We start from the raw sequence: 17,384 nt of genomic DNA on the forward strand, positions 1-17,384 counted from the left end.
CGGGCGTCACCTTGTGGGTGATACGCCGTGCCAGCGGCTCCGTCCAGCGCGCGGCCAGCGGGCCGAGGATCACCAGGATCAGGACATACGCGGTGGCCAGCGGCCCGATCCGGGGCTCGACCCCGACCGCGAGTCCGGCGATGACGATGGAGAACTCGCCCCGTGCCACGAGTGTGCCGCCGGTCCGCCAGCGGCCCGCCGTTCGGACTCCGGCGCGCTTCGCCGCGTACCAGCCGGTGCCGATCTTCGTCACGGTGGTGACCGTCGCCAGGATCAGGGCCGGGACCAGCACCGGCGGGATGGCGGCCGGATCGGTGTTCAGCCCGAAGAAGACGAAGAAGACCGCGGCGAACAGGTCGCGCAGCGGAGCCAGCAGATTGTGCGCGCCCTCGGCGACCTCGCCGGACAGCGCGATACCGACCAGGAACGCGCCGACGGCGGCGGAGACCTGGAGTTCCTGGGCCACTCCGGCGACCAGGACCGTCAGCCCGAGGACGACCAGCAGCAGCATCTCGGGGTTGTCGCTGGAGACGGCACGGCTGATCAGCCGGCCGTGGCGCAGGGCCAGATAGAGAACCGCGCCGACCGTACCGAGCGAGATCGCCAGCGTGAGGCTGCCACTGGCGAGGCTGAGTCCGGCGAGCAGGGCCGTGAGCAGCGGCAGATAGACCGCCATGGCGAGGTCTTCTATCACCAGGACGCCGAGGATCACGGGAGTTTCGCGGTTGCCGAGCCGGCCGAGATCGCCGAGGACCTTGGCGATGACTCCGGAGGAGGAGATCCATGTCACACCGGCCAGGGCGACCGCGGCGACCGGACCCCAGCCCAGGATCAGCGCGGCGACGGCGCCCGGCACGGCGTTCAGGACGAAGTCGACGATCCCCGAGGGATATTGGATCTTCAGATTGCTGACGAGTTCGGAGGCGCTGTATTCGAGGCCCAGCAGAAGCAGCAGCAGAATGACGCCGATCTCCGCGCCGGTGGCGATGAACTCCTCACTGGCGTTCAGCGGAAGCAGTCCGCCATGTCCGAAGGCGAGTCCGGCGAGCAGATAGAGCGGGATCGCGGAGAAGCCCACCCGGCCCGCGAGCCGGCCGAGTATGCCCAGCACCAGGATGACGGAGCCGAGTTCGATGAGCAGTGCGGTGGTGTCGTGCACGGGCGCTTATCCTCCGGTGATCAGTTCGGCGACGGCGTCGACGCCTTCCCGGGTACCGACGACGACGAGGGTGTCCCCCGAGGCGAAGCGGAAGTCCGGTGTGGGCGAGGGAAAGGCTGCGGTACGGCGCAGAACGGCCACGATGGAGGCGCCGGTCCGGGTACGCACCTGGGCGGAGCCGAGCGTGCGGCCCGCGTACGGCGACCTCGTGGTGACCGGAATGTGCTCGGTGACCAGGTCGATCTCCAGGTGCTGGTGGAGATGGGCGACGGGATCGGGCGTCAGGAGCTTGGAGAGCGCGGTCGCCTCGTGCGGAGCGAGGGACGCGGCGTCCTTGCAGTTGTCGTCGTCCTCGGGATCGTGGAAGGCGAGAATGCGCCGCCCGTCCTGGTGCACGACGACCGACAGATGCTTTCCGGCATCCGTGTTCAGGTCGTAACGGGTACCGACCCCGGGCAGGGCGGTTTTGCTGACATGAGCGGTGGGCTCCATGAATACGCTCCATACGGGCGTGCCGAGAGGTCTTCGGGCGCCGGGTCCTGTCCGTCGGACAGGACCCGGGCCCCTGGGTACGCGCGACGGATGAGCCACCCGCCACGATCAGGGATTCTCCATCATCCGGCCGTGGGACCGGGCTGGACGGCCGCCGAGCGGGAGTTCACGCGCCCGTGGAGCGGGAGTTCACGCGGTCCGAGGTGGGCAGACAGTGGGTGGCGCCCGCGCAAACAGCGCGTACCGGCGCCGCACACGGAAACCGCGCCAGAACGAGCGGAATCACAAGCGGAACGAGGCGAGACATGAACCCGGGCAACCGCTGGGAGTTCACTGACGACCGCGGCCATCTGACCGTCGTACCGAGCCGCCCGGCACGGGTGGTGGCCTATATACAGGCGGGCGCGACCCTGTGGGACCACGGGTTGCGTCCCTTGGGCGCCTTCGGCTCCCACCACGACGGCGCGGCCCCCGATCCGGCGAAGGCGGGCGAGCTGCCTCTCGACGAGCTGCGCGACTTCGGCGCGGGCAGTGCCCTCGATCTGGACGCCCTGCTCGCGGCGGAGCCGGATCTGGTGGTCGCCGTCAGCTACGGCGGCGGACAGGTCTACGGCATCGATCCGGAGGCGGCCAAGCGTCTGGAGGAGCGGCTGCCCGTGGTCGTCCTCGATGTGGGCAAGGACCGTACGTTCGAGGGCATCAGGGACCGGTTCACGGAGCTGGCCCGCTCGCTGGACGGGTCTCGCCCGCCCGCGGTGGCCGAACTGGACCGCGCGGAGTCCCGGCTGCGTACCGCGGCGGCGCGGCCCGGTGCGCCCAGGGTGCTGGCGCTGTCGGCCGCCGATCCGGCGACGGCGTATCTGGCCAGGCCTCTGACCTGGCCGGATCTACGGGCCCTCGGCGAGCTGGGCGTAACCCTGATCGAGCCCGAGGAGGGCGGCGGTGCCAACTGGCGTACGGTCGGCTGGTCCGAGGCCGCCGACCTGGAGCCGGACATCGTGCTCACCGACGTGCGAGCCAACGCGGAGCCACGTGCGCGGCTCCGTGACAGTGCGCACTGGCGCGCTGTCGAGGAGCGGGCTCGGATCGCGCCGTGGAATCCGGAGGCGCCGTACAGCCATCTCGCGCACGCCCGCTTCCTCGACACCGTCGCGGACGCCATTGAGAGCGTCGATGGCACCAGTGGCGCCGACGCTGCCGATGGCACCGACGCTCGATAGTGCACATATTTCCACTTGTCCTGATTTATTAGGCTGTTCGGATGGGATGGACCGCGATCCGGTCGGAGGACGGGTTCACCGGGGCACGCATGCGGTGTTCGCACCACCACCTGACGTAGGAGTTCCTCATGCGTATCCGTACCGCGCTCGCCGCCACCGCCCTTGCCGCCGCCGCTCTGCTCGGTGGCGCCGGTTCGGCCCTCGCCTGTGAGGGTCACGACGACGCGACCGTGGCGGCCGGTGGCTTCCACAAGGAAGGTGCCGCGGGCTACTACCACAACCTGGGCGGGCCCGCGGGAATCACCGAGGGCGCCCACTCGTCGCACAAGGCCGGCGGATGGTTCGGCTTCCTGGACATCTGAGCTCCGTTCCCCCGCCGATGATCCGCCCTCTGCGCCTACGCGCAGGGGGCGGTCGGCCGTTCCCCCGACATCTGCTTTGTAAGAGCAGCGCTCCCCGCGAAGAGCAGCGCTCCCGAGCTCAGCACCGGACGGTATCCGGCTCGAACTCGCACCAGACCGCCTTGCCGTCGCCCCGTGGCTCGACTCCCCAGCGCGCGGCCACGGCGTCCACCATCAGCAGCCCTCTGCCGGAGGTCGCCGCCTCGCCGGGCGTACGGCGGCGGGGCCAGACGCTGGAGCGGTCCTTGACCCAGAGACGTACGCGGCGGACCGGCTCCGGCAGGACCTCCAAGGTCAGCACCGCGCCGCTCTCGGTGTGCAGCAGCACATTGACCAGCAGTTCACCCGCCGCCAGCTCGACATCGTCGATCAGCGCCGTCAGGTCCCAGTCTGCCAGGGCCTGACGCAGCACGGCACGCGTCTCGACCAGCCCTTCCGGGTCCGCCTGATGGACGTACTGATGGATACGCGGCGCGTGGTCCGTGCCGCGGTCGGGACGGCGGCGCAGCACCAGCAGCGCCACATCGTCACCGGTCCCCCAGCGCTCCCAGAGACGGTCCGAGAGATGGTCGGCCAGCGCGCTCGCCGCGCCCGGCCCGGTTCTGACGATGTCGGCGAGCGTGTCCATACCGGCCGAGATATCGCGGCCGGGCTCCTCGACCAGTCCGTCGGTGCAGAGCACCAGCGTCTCGCCGGGCACCAGATCGAGCCGGGTCTCGGGAAAGTCCTCATGGCCGAAGGTCGTGGCGAAGCCCAGCGGGAGCCCGCCGCGCAGATTGGGCCAGCCGGTTCTGCCGTCGGTATGGCGGATGAGCGGGCCGAGATGGCCGGCCCGTACGGCTCGTACGACACCGCTGCCCAGGTCCACCTGGGCATAGGTGCAGGTCGCGAAGCGTTCGGTGTCGAGCTCCGCGAGAAAGCGCGAGGCACGCGCGAGGACGGTCGCCGGTGTGTGGCCCTCGCCCGCGAAGGCGCGCAGGGCGATCCGTAGCTGTCCCATGATGGCGGCGGCATGGGTGTCATGGCCCTGAACGTCGCCGACGACCACGCCGACGCGGTTCCTGGGCAGCGCGATCACGTCGTACCAGTCGCCGCCGACCTCTCTGCCGCTCCATGCCGCGTGGTAGCGCACCGCGATCTCGGCGCCGGGGAACTCGGGGATGTCTCGGGGCAGCATGGAGGCCTGGAGGCCCGTCGCGAACTCGCGCTCCTGGTCGAAGAGGATGGCGCGCTGGAGGGACTGCGCCACGATCCCGGCCAGGCCCAGACACAGCGAGCGTGTCTCGGCCGAGAAGTGCGTACGCCGCCGGTAGAAGAGCGCGAGACACCCGATGGAGCGCGCCTGGGCGATCAGCGGCAGGAAGGCCGCCGCGTTGAATCCGAGTCCGCGGACATACGGGCGCAGCTTCGGGAAGCGGTCGACGACGAGATCGCTGAGCGAGGTGACGAAGCGTGGCCGCTGGTTCAGGACGGCCTCGGCGAGCGGCAGCGTTCCGTCGAGACGGTGCAGCCGCAGATCGTCCAGTACGTCCATGGACTCGCCGGACAGCGCGATCAGTCTCAGAGTGCCGCCCTCGACCAGACCGAGCGCGAGTCCGTCGGCGCCGAAGCGCTCCAGTCCGCCGACACCGGTCAGTACGGCGGCGACATCGTCCACGGTGACCGCTCTGGACAGGGCTTCCGTGGTCCTCTGCACCAGACTGTTCAGCCCGTCACGGCCCATGTCGCCCGGACCGGCCAGACACGATTCCGTCAGATCCGCCGTCGCGTCGCGGACGATCCCGACGACGCGGTGCGCGTGCCCCAGCTCGTCGCGCAGGATCCGCCCGCGCGTATGCGTCCACTGCCGCATACCGGTACGGCGCAGCAGTTGGAAGTACGAGCCGTACGACGACCGGCCGTGCCGGACCGCCGCGTCCACGACGGCTTCGAGACGTACGCGCTCCTCGTGCGGGATGCGCGGCAGCACGGAATCCCTCGTACCGTCGTACTCGCCGGGCCGCAGATCGAATACGTCGAGGGCCACCGCGTCCAGATCCAGGAGGCCGCTCTCCAGATCCCAGTCGAAGCTGCCCACGCGATTGAGCGCGAGCTTCTCATCGGCACCGGTCACCGACCGGCGCCGGTCCCCACTGCGGTCCCGATTGCGTCCTGCCATGCGCCCCGCTCCGGAGATGGGCCCGGAACCCCGTCGGTCACCCGGTCGCCAGGACTCGTCCGTCCAAGCTTGAAGCCTAACTTTCCCGACAAATCACCGCAATGGACGCAATCACTCTTCGGAGGCATGCAAGAACACCGCGTCCACCGCCGACAGCTCCGCGGTGGCGGGGGCGTAACGATGAATACATATGCACATAAGCAACGCTACGCCTTGTTGATAACATCTCTCTCATGAGCACGCGAACGCGCATTCTGGAGGTGGCCGCCGAGCTGCTGGCGAAGTCGCCGAACGGTGACATCTCCACGCGGGAGGTCTGTGCGGCCGCCCAGGTCGGCGCACCGGTGCTCTACCGGCAGTTCGGCGACAAGGAGGGACTCCTCTCCGCCGTCGTCGACTACGGCTTCGACGCCTATCTGGCGACCAAGCGGCTCCGCGAACCGGGCACCGGCCCGATCCGGGATCTGCGCGACGGCTGGGACACCCATGTCGCGTTCGCACTGGCGAACCCGAATCTGTACCGGCTGATGAACTCTCCCTCGATGCGGAAGCCGCCCGCGTCGGCGCTGGAGTCGCATCGGATCCTCGCCCGCGATCTGGAACGCGCGGCGGCCCGCGGACTGCTGCGGATCTCGCCCGAACTCGCCGCCCAGATGGTCATGTCGGCCAATGTCGGCGTGGCGCTGATGCTGGTCTCCCGGCCCGCCACCTTCACCGATCCCGATATGTCCCGGCGAGTCCGCGACGCGGTGCACGCCGCCGTATTCACCTCCGAGGCGATGTACGACCAGGCTCCGGACGGCGCGTCCGCCGCTCCCGAGGGATCCGGCGCCGAGACTCCGGTGGCGGCGGCCCGGCTGGGAGCACTGCTGCGCCAGTCACCGCCGTCGGCCCTGACCGCCGCCGAGAGCGCGCTGCTGTCCGAGTGGCTGGAGCGCGTGGCGAACACGGATGATGCCGCTGTGATCTCCCAGGCCGTGTCCGACGACATGTCGTGACGATGTTTCAGGCGCCCACACCCGCCGTCAGATTCTGAAACGACACCTCCTCATCACACCTCGGACACCACGCAAAGTCCGACAATCGCCGCGTCCCGTCCGTTATTTGTTGTCGGCACGAGAACCGACCTTGGCGGCTTCGTGCACAACTCTTGACGTGTTCGAAACACGAGAGAAGCATCTCCTCTACCGAGAGAGCGCTCTCCGGTTGCCCTCACGCTCCGCCCGCCCGTTGTCCGATGACTCAGGAGACCTGCCCATGCACGCTCCTCCGCTCACTTCACCGGTGTTCCGGAGATCCGCTCCGGGCCGTCGGCGAGGACTGGCCGCCTCGGTCGCGGCCACGCTGATCGCCTCGCTGCTGCTTCTCATTCCCAGCACCTCCGCCCAGGCCGCGCCCACCCTGCTCTCCCAGGGCAAGGCGGTGACGGCGTCCAGCGTGGAGAACGGCGGCACGCCCGCCACAGGCGCCAACGACGGGAACACCGGGACTCGTTGGTCGAGTGCCGCGTCCGACCCGCAGTGGATCCAGATCGACCTTGGCTCCAGCGTCGCGGTCAGCCAGATCGTGCTGAACTGGGAGACCGCGTACGCCAAGGCGTACAAGATCGAGTTCTCGCCCAACGGCACCGACGGCTGGACGCAGGCGTATTCCACCACCACCGGACCCGGTGGCACGGAGACGCTCAATGTGTCGGGCACCGCCCGCTTCGTACGGCTGACGGGCACCCAGCGGGCCACCCAATGGGGCTACTCGCTCTGGGAGTTCCAGATCTACGGCGGCACCTCGGGCGGCACCGGCGACCCGATCCCGGGCGGCGGTGACCTCGGCCCCAACGTCATCGTCTTCGACCCGTCGACGCCCAACATCCAAGGCAGGCTGGACCAGGTCTTCGACCAGCAGGAGTCGGACCAGTTCGGCACCGGCCGCTACCAGTTCCTGTTCAAGCCGGGCACGTACAACAACATCAACGCCCAGCTCGGCTTCTACACCTCGATCTCGGGCCTCGGTCTCTCGCCCGACGACACCACCTTCAACGGTGATGTGACCGTGGACGCCGGCTGGTTCAACGGAAACGCCACGCAGAACTTCTGGCGCTCCGCCGAGAACCTCGCGCTCAACCCGGTGAGCGGCACCAACCGCTGGGCGGTCGCGCAGGCCGCGCCGTTCCGCCGTATGCATGTCAAGGGCGGGCTCAACCTCGCGCCCAACGGCTACGGCTGGGCCAGTGGCGGCTATATCGCCGACAGCAAGATCGACGGCACCGTCGGCCCGTACTCCCAGCAGCAGTGGTACACCCGTGACAGCTCCGTCGGCGGCTGGACCAACGGCGTCTGGAACATGGTGTTCTCCGGTGTCGAGGGCGCGCCCGCGCAGAGCTTCCCGAACCCGCCGTACACCACGCTGGCCAACACACCCGTCTCCCGCGAGAAGCCGTTCCTGTACCTGGACGGCAACGCGTACAAGGTGTTCGTCCCCGCCAAACGCACCAACGCGCGCGGCACCACCTGGGGCAATGGCGCTCCGCAGGGCCAGTCCCTGCCGCTCGACCAGTTCTATGTCGTCAAGCCCGGCGCGACCGCGGCGACGATCAACCAGGCGCTGGCCCAGGGGCTCAACCTCCTGTTCACGCCCGGTGTTTACCATGTCGACCAGACCATCAACGTGAACCGCGCGAACACGGTCGTCCTCGGTCTGGGCCTCGCCACGATCATTCCGGACAACGGTGTGACCGCGATGAAGGTCGCCGATGTGGACGGAGTGAAGCTGGCCGGCTTCCTGATCGACGCCGGTCCGGTGAACTCCTCGACGCTACTGGAGGTCGGACCGCAGGGCGCGGCCACGGACCACTCCGCGAACCCGACCACGGTCCAGGACGTCTTCATCCGGATCGGTGGAGCGGGCCCCGGCAAGGCGACCACCAGCATGGTGATCAACAGTGATGACACCATCATCGACCACACCTGGGTCTGGCGTGCCGACCACGGCGCCGGCGTCGGCTGGGAGACCAACCGCGCGGACTACGGCGTCCGGGTCAATGGTGACGATGTCCTGGCGACCGGTCTCTTCGTCGAACACTTCAACAAGTACGACGTGGAGTGGAACGGCGAGAACGGCAAAACGATCTTCTTCCAGAACGAGAAGGCGTACGACGCGCCGAACCAGGCCTCGATCCAGAACGGCAACATCAAGGGATACGCCGCCTACAAGGTCGCGGACTCCGTCAACAACCATGAGGGCTGGGGTCTGGGCAGCTATTGCAACTACACCTCGGACCCGAACATCCAGCAGGACCACGGCTTCCAGGCACCGGTCAAACCCGGTGTGAAGTTCCACGATCTCCTGGTCGTCTCCCTCGGTGGCATGGGCCAGTACAACCACGTCATCAACAGCACGGGGTCGCCGACCTCGGGAACCTCGACGGTCCCGTCGACCATCACCTCATTCCCGTAAGGCTCCGGTCGGTCCCGTAACCCGCGCCGATCCCCCGGCACACAGGGGCCCGGTCTCCCCCCACGGAGGCCGGGCCCTGCGCCGTACGGCGCAACCGTTCATACGATCGGCTCGGCGGTATCACCGTAATGCTCCGGCGTGTCAGTCCGTGCCGGAGCCCGCGCCGTTCCCGCGCAGCGTACGGATCGGCGTACGGATCGGCTCCCGCCGAGGGCGTCGCACTCCCCCGGCGCGCGAATGGCGACGCTTCGCGCCCCCGCCCAGACTTGACGGCATGTCGGGCAAACGAAGCGCGGGCCTCCTCCTGTACCGGGTCATGGACACCGGTCTCGAAGTGCTTCTCGGACACATGGGCGGACCGTACTGGTCGGGCCGCGATACCGCCGCCTGGACCATCCCCAAGGGTGAGTACGGATCAGCGGAACGGCCCGAGGACGCGGCCCGCAGGGAGTTCCGGGAGGAGCTGGGACTGCCCGTGCCCGAGGGGCCCTGGACCCCTCTCGGCGAAGTCCGCCAAAAGAGTGGCAAGACCGTCACCGCCTGGGCTGTCGAGGGCGATCTGGATCCCGCAGCGGCCGTCTTCGGCACCTTCAGCATGGAGTGGCCCAGAGGGTCGGGGGTGGTGCGTGAGTTCCCCGAGCTGGACCGGGTCGGCTGGTTCCTTTTGCGGGACGCCGTGGAACCGCTGGTAACGGGACAGCGAGAGTTCCTCGAACGACTGGACGAGTGCATAGGCGATGACCGCCGTCCGTCTCCGTCCGGGCGCTAGAGCGCTCGCTGCCCCGAAGCCGTCCAAGGAACCGTCCGAGGAGCCGTCCAAGGAACCGTCCAGGAGCCGTCGGGGCCCCGCCACCCAGTCCAGGAACCAGGAAGGGCATCATCCCCCGTGCACCCTCGCACCTATGTCCTCATCGCCGTCGGTTCGGCCCTGCTGGCCGCCGCGGCAGTCCCCATCACCGTGCTCCCCGCCCTGGCCCAGTCCACCGACGAGCCGCCTCCCGTGCCACGGGCCGAACGCCAACGCCAAGGAGTCCCGGGACCGCCTGCCGACAGGCCCGCGGCGGGACCGCCACCGCCCGCCCGAAGACCGCCGGCCGGAGGCGGACCGTCCACCGAGGGAGAACCGGTCACGGCGGAGGCGCTGCTCTCCAAGGTCAGCCACTGCCAGCAGATCTCCAACGGCCTCTACCGCATCCGCGAGAACGCTCCCACCGCGGTTCCCGTCTGCGACGCGAACGGTGCCGTGTTCTGGAAGGCCGACATGGACATCGACTGCGACGGCCAGGTGACGGACCGTTGCAACACCAGGACCGATCCCTACTTCCAGAGCATGACGGCCTACACCGAGTCCAGCGGCCGGGCGCTCAACGCCAAGGAACTGCCGTACATCGTCGTACCGACGCCCAGCGCCATCTGGAACTACCGGTCGTCGGGCATCAGCGGCGGATCCGTCGCGGCGGTCATCCACGGTGACCGGGTCCAGTACGCCGTCGTCGGGGACACCGGGCCGCCCGGGATCATCGGGGAAGGCTCGCTCGCCACGGCCCGCGGGCTGGGCATCTCGACCGATCCGTACGGCGGCGGCATCGGCGCCGGAGTGACCTACATCCTCTTCAAGAACTCGGAGATCGCGTCCCTGGAGGACCGGGACAGCGCGGCCATCCAGGGCGAGGAACTCGCGAGGCAGTTCCTTCTGGAGAACTGACGGCGTACGGATAACAGAGCTCACAAGGCCGACAGGGCCAACAGGGCCGACAGCGGAACGGGGGGTGGTGTACGGCGGGAAGCCCCGCCGCACACCACCCCCCGTCGGCGGTCCTCCCGGTCAGACGATGCCCTCGGAGATCTCCGACTGTTCACGGGCGTTGCCGTACGCCTGCGGTGTGCTGTACGAGCTACGGGCCACGTACCACCACACCGTGGCCAGGACCAGCACCACGGCCAGGGCGATCACGGCGTAGTTCATCGAGTCGACGGTCACCGGCTTGGACTGCGGCAGACAGAAGAGCACGGTGACCACGGCCACCCACACCACCGCGATCCAGCCGATCGGCTTGCTCCAGCGGCCCAGCGTCCACGGTCCCGGCTCGAAGCGGTTGCCCGCGCGCAGCTTCAGATAGATCGGGATGGCGTACGCGGGCGTGATACCGATGACGTTGATCGCCGTCACCGCGCCGTACGCGGTCGTGGAGTACAGGGACGGCACCGCCAGCAGGCACGCGACGATCACGGAGAGCCAGACCGCGGGAACGGGTGTCTGGGTACGGCTGCTGACACGACGCCAGAGCGACGAGCCCGGGAGGGCGTTGTCACGGCTGAAGGCGAACACCATCCGGCTGGCGGCGGCGACCTCGGCGTTGCCGCAGAAGAGCTGCGCCACGATCACCAGCAGCAGCAGCGCGGTGGCACCGCTGGTGCCGAGGGCGTCGATCAGGATCTGCGCGGGCGGCACGCCCGTGTCGCTGTTCCGGGTGCCCGCGTAGTCCTGGATCGCGAAGGTGAGTCCGGCCAGCAGCGCGAAACCGGCGATCCAGGAGACCCAGATGGCGCGGACGATACCGCGCGCGGCCGACACCGAGGCGTTGGAGGTCTCCTCGGACAGATGCGCGGAGGCGTCGTATCCGGAGAAGGTGTACTGCGCGAGCAGCAGACCGATGGCCGCCACATAGAGCGGATTCTCCCAGCCGGTCTCATTGACGAACTCGGTGAAGACGAACGACGGCGACTGGTGGCTGTCGGGAATGATCGCGAGAGCGCCGACGATGATCGCGACACCGATCAGATGCCACCACACGCTGATCGAGTTGAGCACACTGACCAGCCGGACGCCGAACAGGTTCAAGACGGCGTGCAGCAGCAGGATGCACATGAATATGACCATGGTCCAGCCGGGCGTGGGATCGAAGCCGAACTGGAGATTCAGGAAGGCTCCGGTGAAGAGCGCGGCGCCGTAGTCGATACCCGCGATCGCGCCGAGCAGTCCGAGCAGGTTCAGCCAGCCGGTGTACCAGCCCCACTTGCGTCCGCCCAGCCGGTCGGCCATGTAGTACAGCGCGCCCGAGGTGGGATACGCGCTGGTGACCTCGGCCAGTGCCATGCCCACACAGAGGACGAAGAGACCGACGCCCGCCCAGCCCCAGAGCATCACCGAAGGGCCGCCGGCGCCCATGCCGAAGCCGTACAGCGTCATACAGCCGGAGAGGATGGAGATGACCGAGAAGCTGATCGCGAAGTTGCCGAAGCCGCCCATACGGCGGGCGAGGACCGGCTGATAGCCGAGTTCTCGCAGCCGCTGCTCTTCGTCCTTCTGCGGCACGAGGTCGGCCTTCGACCACGTTGGTGGGGAAACGGACACGGAAGTACCTCCGGTGGAAAACACACCTGTGTAGGGAGCAGGGACAGAAATCGTGCGGCGGTGCTGGTGGTACGTGTGCGGTGCGGGTACGGGCGGCCCGCTGGTGCGGGTACGTGTGCGGTGCGGCGGGTACGGTCCCGGTGGAAGCGGCTCAGCCGGACGGTCCGTTCCGGCCCTCGCGGGCGGCGCCGAGGCACCGGCTGCGGGCTCGGAGGAACACGTCCTCGGCCTGTGCCGGGTCACCGGGACTCCGCGTACGGTACGCCCACGGCAGCGTGGCGTAGAAAGGGCCCAGCGCTTCGAACACCCGAGCCCCGGCATCGAATTGGAGCGCGCCCCAGAGCGCGTGCGCGAGATGGTTCAGATCGAGCAGCGACGCCTCGGCCAGCACGGCGTGGTCGAACCAGAGGCGCAGGGCCCGCAGGGCGTCCCTGGTCGCGTCCTCCGTCACCCAGTGCAGATCCAGGGCCTTCTCATGGCCGTTCTCCCGGCGGTAGCGCTCCACCCGGACAAAGAGCGGCAGTACGTGCAGCGCGGAGCCCTCGTGGGCCGCCGAGGCCGCCCACTGCACGAAGTTGACCGCCTCGGAGAGCGATCCGTCGGCGCGCCGCGCGTAGACGAACTGGAGCATACGGTGGTACGCCTCGCGGTTGAACGGATCGCGCTTGTCGGCCTCGGCCAACAGGGCCCAGGGGCCTGGGAACAGCATCGGTCCCGGCGGAGCCAGCCGGTGCTCCTCCATCTGCTGCTTGCCGTCGAGCTGGGCCAGCGCCAGCAGACACACCCAGGGCACCGGGTCGGCCGGCGCGTGGCGGGTGGCGGCGCCGCACGCTTCCCACGCCTGCTGCCAGAGCTCCTGCGTACGCGGATGTCCCTCGCGGTGGGCCCGTACGGCACGTTCGACCATGACGCGCATATGCATCACGGTCGCGGCGAGGCTCCGCGGTTCCTCGGTGCGCCAGGCCTGTACGGCGTCGGAACCGGCGGCGACGGCGGCGAGGACCTGCGTCCGCTGGGTCCACAGGCCCCAGTCGGTCGTCTCGGCAAGGAGATTGCGCATCGCGACCCAGCGCCCTGTGCGCAGATCCTGTACCGCCGCGCGCAGTTCGTTGTCGTGACCGGCCGGGTGGTACACCGGGCGGAAGTTGTCGTCGCCCGCCATCAGCTCGGCTCCGTCCGCGCGGGCGCGGGCCCGGCGTACAGGGACCCGACGTACGAAGATCCGGTGTACGAGGCGCCGGTGTACGAGGCGCCGGTGTACGAGAAGACCATGCGCCGGCACGCCGTGCGCGGCCCGTACGACGGCCGGTGGCAGGGCGGCCGGGCGGGAGAACCTAGCACCAGACCTCCAACCCCGTCCCTGGTGGCCCCTGGACACGGGCATGACACACGCATACAGAATCCAGGAACCCGGACGTCCTGCGGGCTGTACGGGGCCGGGCACGACCGAGGAGGCGTCCGGCTGAACATATGGTCGTCATAGATCCTCTAGGACGGTGGGGGGTGGAGCGAGCGATCCGGAGTGCGTCACGCAGGTATGGACCTGTCGTGGCCGCGGACAAGGGCGAAACCGGTCAAGGACGCCTGCCGCCGCGGCGATCAGTGTAGGGGCCGGAGTGACCGCGCTCGAACACTTTGCTGATCTTTCGCAACTCTCCGTTGATCAAAGCTGGTTATGTCCTTCTCGACGCCGGTGCCGAACAGGTTGACGCGTACCGGAACCGTCCCCGCCGCCGAGGCCGCACGGGCGGCCTCGGAAACCCTTGACGCCCGCTCTGACCTGCACCACGCTTTCGCTCAGCGATCAGATCCCAGCAGTGAAAGGCCCCATCCGACCTGAAGAACCGGAAGCGATCCGGCCCGTCGAAGCCCCGCGAAGCCGTCGCAGCCCTGACACCGACCAAAGCCGTCCGACTCGCTGAATTCGCCGAAGAAAACGCCGAAGCGACCGAAGACGCCCGACACGAAGAACGGGACATGCCGCCAGTCCAGCACTCGTTTCAACCGCGCACCGGCTCGGCCGACCGGCCGGTACTCGCCATCGATCAGGGCACCTCGTCCACCAAGGCACTGGTCATCTGCCCAGAACGAGGCGTGATCGGCACCGGATCGGCGCCCGCGCCGCCCAGGTACGGCTCGGGCGGACTGGTGGAGATCGATCCGGCCGTGCTGCTCGGCTCCGTCCTCGACGCGGGACGCGCGGCCCTCGCCGACGCGGCGGAACCGGTCGCGGCCGTCGGTCTGGCCAACCAGGGCGAGACCGTGCTCGCCTGGGACCCGGCCACCGGCGCGCCGCTCACCGACGCGATCGTGTGGCAGGACCGGCGCGCGGAGTCCCTCTGCGCCGAACTCGCGCCGCACGAGAAGAGGTTGCGGCAGCTCACCGGGCTTCCTCTCGATCCATACTTCGCCGCGCCGAAGATGGCGTGGATCCGGCGCCGGCTGACGCGCGAGGGCGCCGTCACCACCAGCGACTCCTGGCTGATCCACCGGCTGACCGGCGCGTTCGTCACGGACGCCGCGACCGCCGGCCGCACCCAGCTGCTCGATCTCGACCGCGCCGAGTGGTCTCCGGAGGCCCTGGAGATCTTCGGGCTGTCCGACGAGCCGCTGCCCGGTGTCGTCGACACGGCCGGCGCGGTCGGCACGACCACCGCCTTCGGCGGCGAGATCCCGCTGACCGGAGTGATCGTCGACCAGCAGGCCGCGCTGCTCGCGCAGAGCGTGACCGAACCGGGTTCCGCCAAGTGCACTTATGGCACAGGCGCGTTCCTGCTCGCCCAGACCGGTGACCGGCCGCGCCGGGGCACGACAGGACTGGTGAGCTGTGTCGCCTGGCGGCTCGGCGGCCGTACCAGCTACTGCCTCGACGGACAGGTCTACACGGCCGCGTCCGCCGTGGGCTGGCTGACCGATCTCGGCGTCATCTCCGGCGCGGCCGAGCTGGACACGGTCGGCTCCTCCGTACCGGACAGCGGCGGAGTGACCTTCGTACCGGCGCTCGCCGGACTGGCCGCGCCGTGGTGGCGCGGCGATCTGCGCGGCTCGATCAGCGGTCTGGGCCTGGACACCGGTGCCGGGCATCTTGTGCGCGCGCTGTGCGAGGGCATCGCCGCCCAGGTCGTGGAGCTGGCGGACGCGGTGGCCACCGATCTCGGTGAACCGCTGACGAGTCTGCGGGTGGACGGTGGTCTGACGCGGTCCGCGCTGCTGATGCAGACGCAGGCCGATCTGCTGCAACGGCCCGTCGAGGTCTCCGCGTTGCCGGACGCGACGGCGCTGGGCGTGGGCGCGCTCGCGCGTCTCGGTCTCGATCCAGGGCTGACGACCGATCAGGTGGTACCGGAGTGGAAGCCCTCGGCGGTCTACGAGCCGCGGATCGGCCCGGCCGAGGCGGCCGACCGTCTCGGCGTCTTCCGCGCGGCGGTGGCCACGCTGCTCGACCGTACGCCCCCGCCCGCGCCCGCCACCACGGAACACTGAGCCGGAACACTGGAGCATCATGGCTGTCACCACCTCCGGAAGTCTGCCGGACGAGGTGTACGACATCGTCGTCATCGGCGCCGGAGTCGTCGGTAGCGCCATCGCGCGCGAACTCAGCGGCTATCCGCTGCGTATCGCGCTGGTGGAGGCGTCCGACGATGTCGGCGACGGCACGTCCAAGGCCAACACGGCCATTCTGCACACCGGTTTCGACGCCGTGCCCGGTTCGCTGGAGTCCCGGCTGGTACGGGAGGGACAGCGGCGGCTGGCCGCCTATGCCGCCGAGGCCGGTATCCCGGTCGAGCCCGTCGGCGCGCTGCTCGTCGCCTGGGACGAGGAGCAACTGGCCGCCCTGCCACGGCTGGTGGAGAAGGCCGAGCGCAACGGATACCACGAGGCACGGATCATCGGCGCGGACGAGCTCTACGCCCGCGAACCACATCTCGGACCGGGCGCGCTCGGCGGACTCGACGTACCCGGCGAGAGCATCATCTGTCCCTGGACGACAACGCTCGCGTACGCCACCCAGGCCGTCCGCGCCGGCGCCGATCTGCATCTCAACTGCCCGGTGAGACGGATCGTCGGCGGATCTCCTCAGGAAGGCGGATCTCCCCGTGCGGGCGGATCTCCTCATGAACTCGTCACCGGCCGAGGGTCGTTGCGTACGCATGCCCTGATCAACGCCGCGGGACTGCGCGCCGACGAGATCGACCGGATGCTCGGCCACGCCGACTTCACCGTCACGCCCCGGCGCGGTCAGCTCATGGTCTTCGACAAGTTCGCCCGTGATCTGGTCCGTCATATCCTGCTGCCGGTGCCGACCGCGCTCGGCAAGGGCGTGCTGGTGGCACCGACGGTGTACGGGAATGTGCTGCTCGGGCCGACCGCCGAGGACCTGGACGACAAGACGGCGACCGGCTCCACAGCGGAAGGGCTGGCCTTTCTGCGCGAGCGAGGCGGACGCGTGCTGCCTGCGCTGCTCGACGAGGAGGTCACCGCCGTCTACGCGGGGCTGCGCGCGGCCACCGAGGACGACGACTACCGGATCCGCTGCCACCCGGAGCAGCGGTATGTGACGGTGGGCGGCATCCGCTCCACCGGGCTGACGGCATCGATGGCGATCGCCGCGCATGTCGTGGAGCTGCTCGCCGACGCGGGGCAGAAGCTGGGGACGCCACGGGAGCACGAACCCGTACGGATGCCGAACATCGGCGAGGCGTTTCCGCGTCCCTACGAACGCGCCGAGCTGATCGCGGCCGACCCGGAGTACGGCCGGCTCGTCTGCCACTGCGAACGGGTGTCCCGGGGCGAGATCCGGGACGCTCTCGCCAGTACGATCGCGCCCAGCACACCCGAGGGCCTGCGGCGGCGCACCCGGGCCCGGGGCGGCCGGTGCCAGGGCTTCTACTGCGGAGCCACCGTGCGCGCCCTGTTCACCTCCGGGACCACCGACTTCATTGCCGGGACGACCGGCGCCGCCGACGCTTTTGAGGACGGCGAACCATCCCTGCGGCCGGAGGTCGGACCATGAGCGCGACGACGAACCGGGACGGCTTCTCCGTCCCCGGGCCCGACCGGCGACCGCGTACGGTCGATGTGCTGGTGATCGGCGCGGGTCCGGCCGGTCTGGCCGCGGCGGCCCGGCTGGCCGCCGCGGGCGCCG

13 protein-coding genes are annotated in these 17,384 nt (G+C 69.3%); 8 read left to right on the forward strand and 5 right to left on the reverse strand.

Features of this window, described 5'->3' with window-relative positions; genetic code table 11:
* Positions 1-1,159: cation:proton antiporter (locus tag GA0115259_RS26825; protein ID WP_107469267.1), on the reverse strand; the 1,159-nt coding region annotated here is incomplete at its 3' end.
* A gap of 6 nt (positions 1,160-1,165) precedes the next feature.
* Positions 1,166-1,651 (reverse strand): cation:proton antiporter regulatory subunit, encoded by a 486-nt coding sequence (locus GA0115259_RS26830; RefSeq protein ID WP_093601804.1) that lies wholly within the window; start codon positions 1,649-1,651, stop codon positions 1,166-1,168.
* A 305-nt stretch (positions 1,652-1,956) separates the two neighbouring features.
* On the opposite strand from GA0115259_RS26830, the gene GA0115259_RS26835 reads away from it, so the two are divergent.
* Both GA0115259_RS26835 and GA0115259_RS26840 read left to right on the forward strand, forming a co-directional pair.
* Complete coding sequence (locus GA0115259_RS26835; protein WP_093601806.1) at positions 1,957-2,871, forward strand: ABC transporter substrate-binding protein; 915 nt, start codon at positions 1,957-1,959, stop codon at positions 2,869-2,871.
* 128 nt (positions 2,872-2,999) lie between these two features.
* The gene (locus GA0115259_RS26840; protein WP_093601808.1) at positions 3,000-3,233 is read left to right on the forward strand and encodes a hypothetical protein; all 234 of its coding nucleotides are present in this window, start codon (positions 3,000-3,002) and stop codon (positions 3,231-3,233) included.
* A 118-nt stretch (positions 3,234-3,351) separates the two neighbouring features.
* Here GA0115259_RS26840 and GA0115259_RS26845 read toward each other — a convergent pair whose 3' ends face one another.
* Complete coding sequence (locus GA0115259_RS26845) at positions 3,352-5,430, reverse strand: SpoIIE family protein phosphatase (RefSeq protein ID WP_093601810.1); 2,079 nt, start codon at positions 5,428-5,430, stop codon at positions 3,352-3,354.
* A gap of 233 nt (positions 5,431-5,663) precedes the next feature.
* Between GA0115259_RS26845 and GA0115259_RS26850 the strand changes: the two genes are divergently transcribed.
* The 4 genes from GA0115259_RS26850 to GA0115259_RS26865 all read left to right on the forward strand — a co-directional run bounded on the left by GA0115259_RS26850 (position 5,664) and on the right by GA0115259_RS26865 (position 10,588).
* On the forward strand, positions 5,664-6,428 hold the full coding sequence (locus tag GA0115259_RS26850; RefSeq protein WP_093601812.1) for a TetR/AcrR family transcriptional regulator: 765 nt from the start codon (positions 5,664-5,666) through the stop codon (positions 6,426-6,428).
* Between the two features lie 259 nt (positions 6,429-6,687).
* Positions 6,688-8,883 (forward strand): discoidin domain-containing protein, encoded by a 2,196-nt coding sequence (locus tag GA0115259_RS26855; RefSeq protein ID WP_093601814.1) that lies wholly within the window; start codon positions 6,688-6,690, stop codon positions 8,881-8,883.
* A 274-nt stretch (positions 8,884-9,157) separates the two neighbouring features.
* Positions 9,158-9,652, forward strand: coding sequence for an NUDIX hydrolase (locus GA0115259_RS26860; RefSeq protein WP_093601816.1), 495 nt, complete (start codon positions 9,158-9,160; stop codon positions 9,650-9,652).
* A 117-nt stretch (positions 9,653-9,769) separates the two neighbouring features.
* A complete protein-coding gene (locus GA0115259_RS26865; RefSeq protein ID WP_093601818.1) occupies positions 9,770-10,588 on the forward strand; it encodes a glycoside hydrolase family 75 protein in 819 nt (272 codons plus the stop codon).
* Between the two features lie 120 nt (positions 10,589-10,708).
* On the opposite strand, the gene GA0115259_RS26870 is transcribed toward GA0115259_RS26865, so the two are convergent.
* On the reverse strand, positions 10,709-12,238 hold the full coding sequence (locus tag GA0115259_RS26870) for an amino acid permease (protein ID WP_093601820.1): 1,530 nt from the start codon (positions 12,236-12,238) through the stop codon (positions 10,709-10,711).
* A gap of 151 nt (positions 12,239-12,389) precedes the next feature.
* A complete protein-coding gene (locus GA0115259_RS26875) occupies positions 12,390-13,400 on the reverse strand; it encodes a hypothetical protein (RefSeq protein ID WP_093601822.1) in 1,011 nt (336 codons plus the stop codon).
* Positions 13,401-14,215: 815 nt separating this feature from the next.
* On the opposite strand from GA0115259_RS26875, the gene GA0115259_RS26880 reads away from it, so the two are divergent.
* Both GA0115259_RS26880 and GA0115259_RS26885 read left to right on the forward strand, forming a co-directional pair.
* Complete coding sequence (locus GA0115259_RS26880) at positions 14,216-15,721, forward strand: FGGY family carbohydrate kinase (RefSeq protein ID WP_093601824.1); 1,506 nt, start codon at positions 14,216-14,218, stop codon at positions 15,719-15,721.
* 19 nt (positions 15,722-15,740) lie between these two features.
* Positions 15,741-17,252: an FAD-dependent oxidoreductase gene (locus tag GA0115259_RS26885; RefSeq protein WP_093601826.1), complete on the forward strand. Its 1,512-nt coding sequence runs from the start codon at positions 15,741-15,743 to the stop codon at positions 17,250-17,252.
* Positions 17,253-17,384 lie beyond the last annotated feature (132 nt).

It is taken from the genome of Streptomyces sp. MnatMP-M17 (assembly GCF_900091995.1).
In the GTDB taxonomy this organism is placed as follows: Bacteria; Actinomycetota; Actinomycetes; order Streptomycetales; family Streptomycetaceae; genus Streptomyces.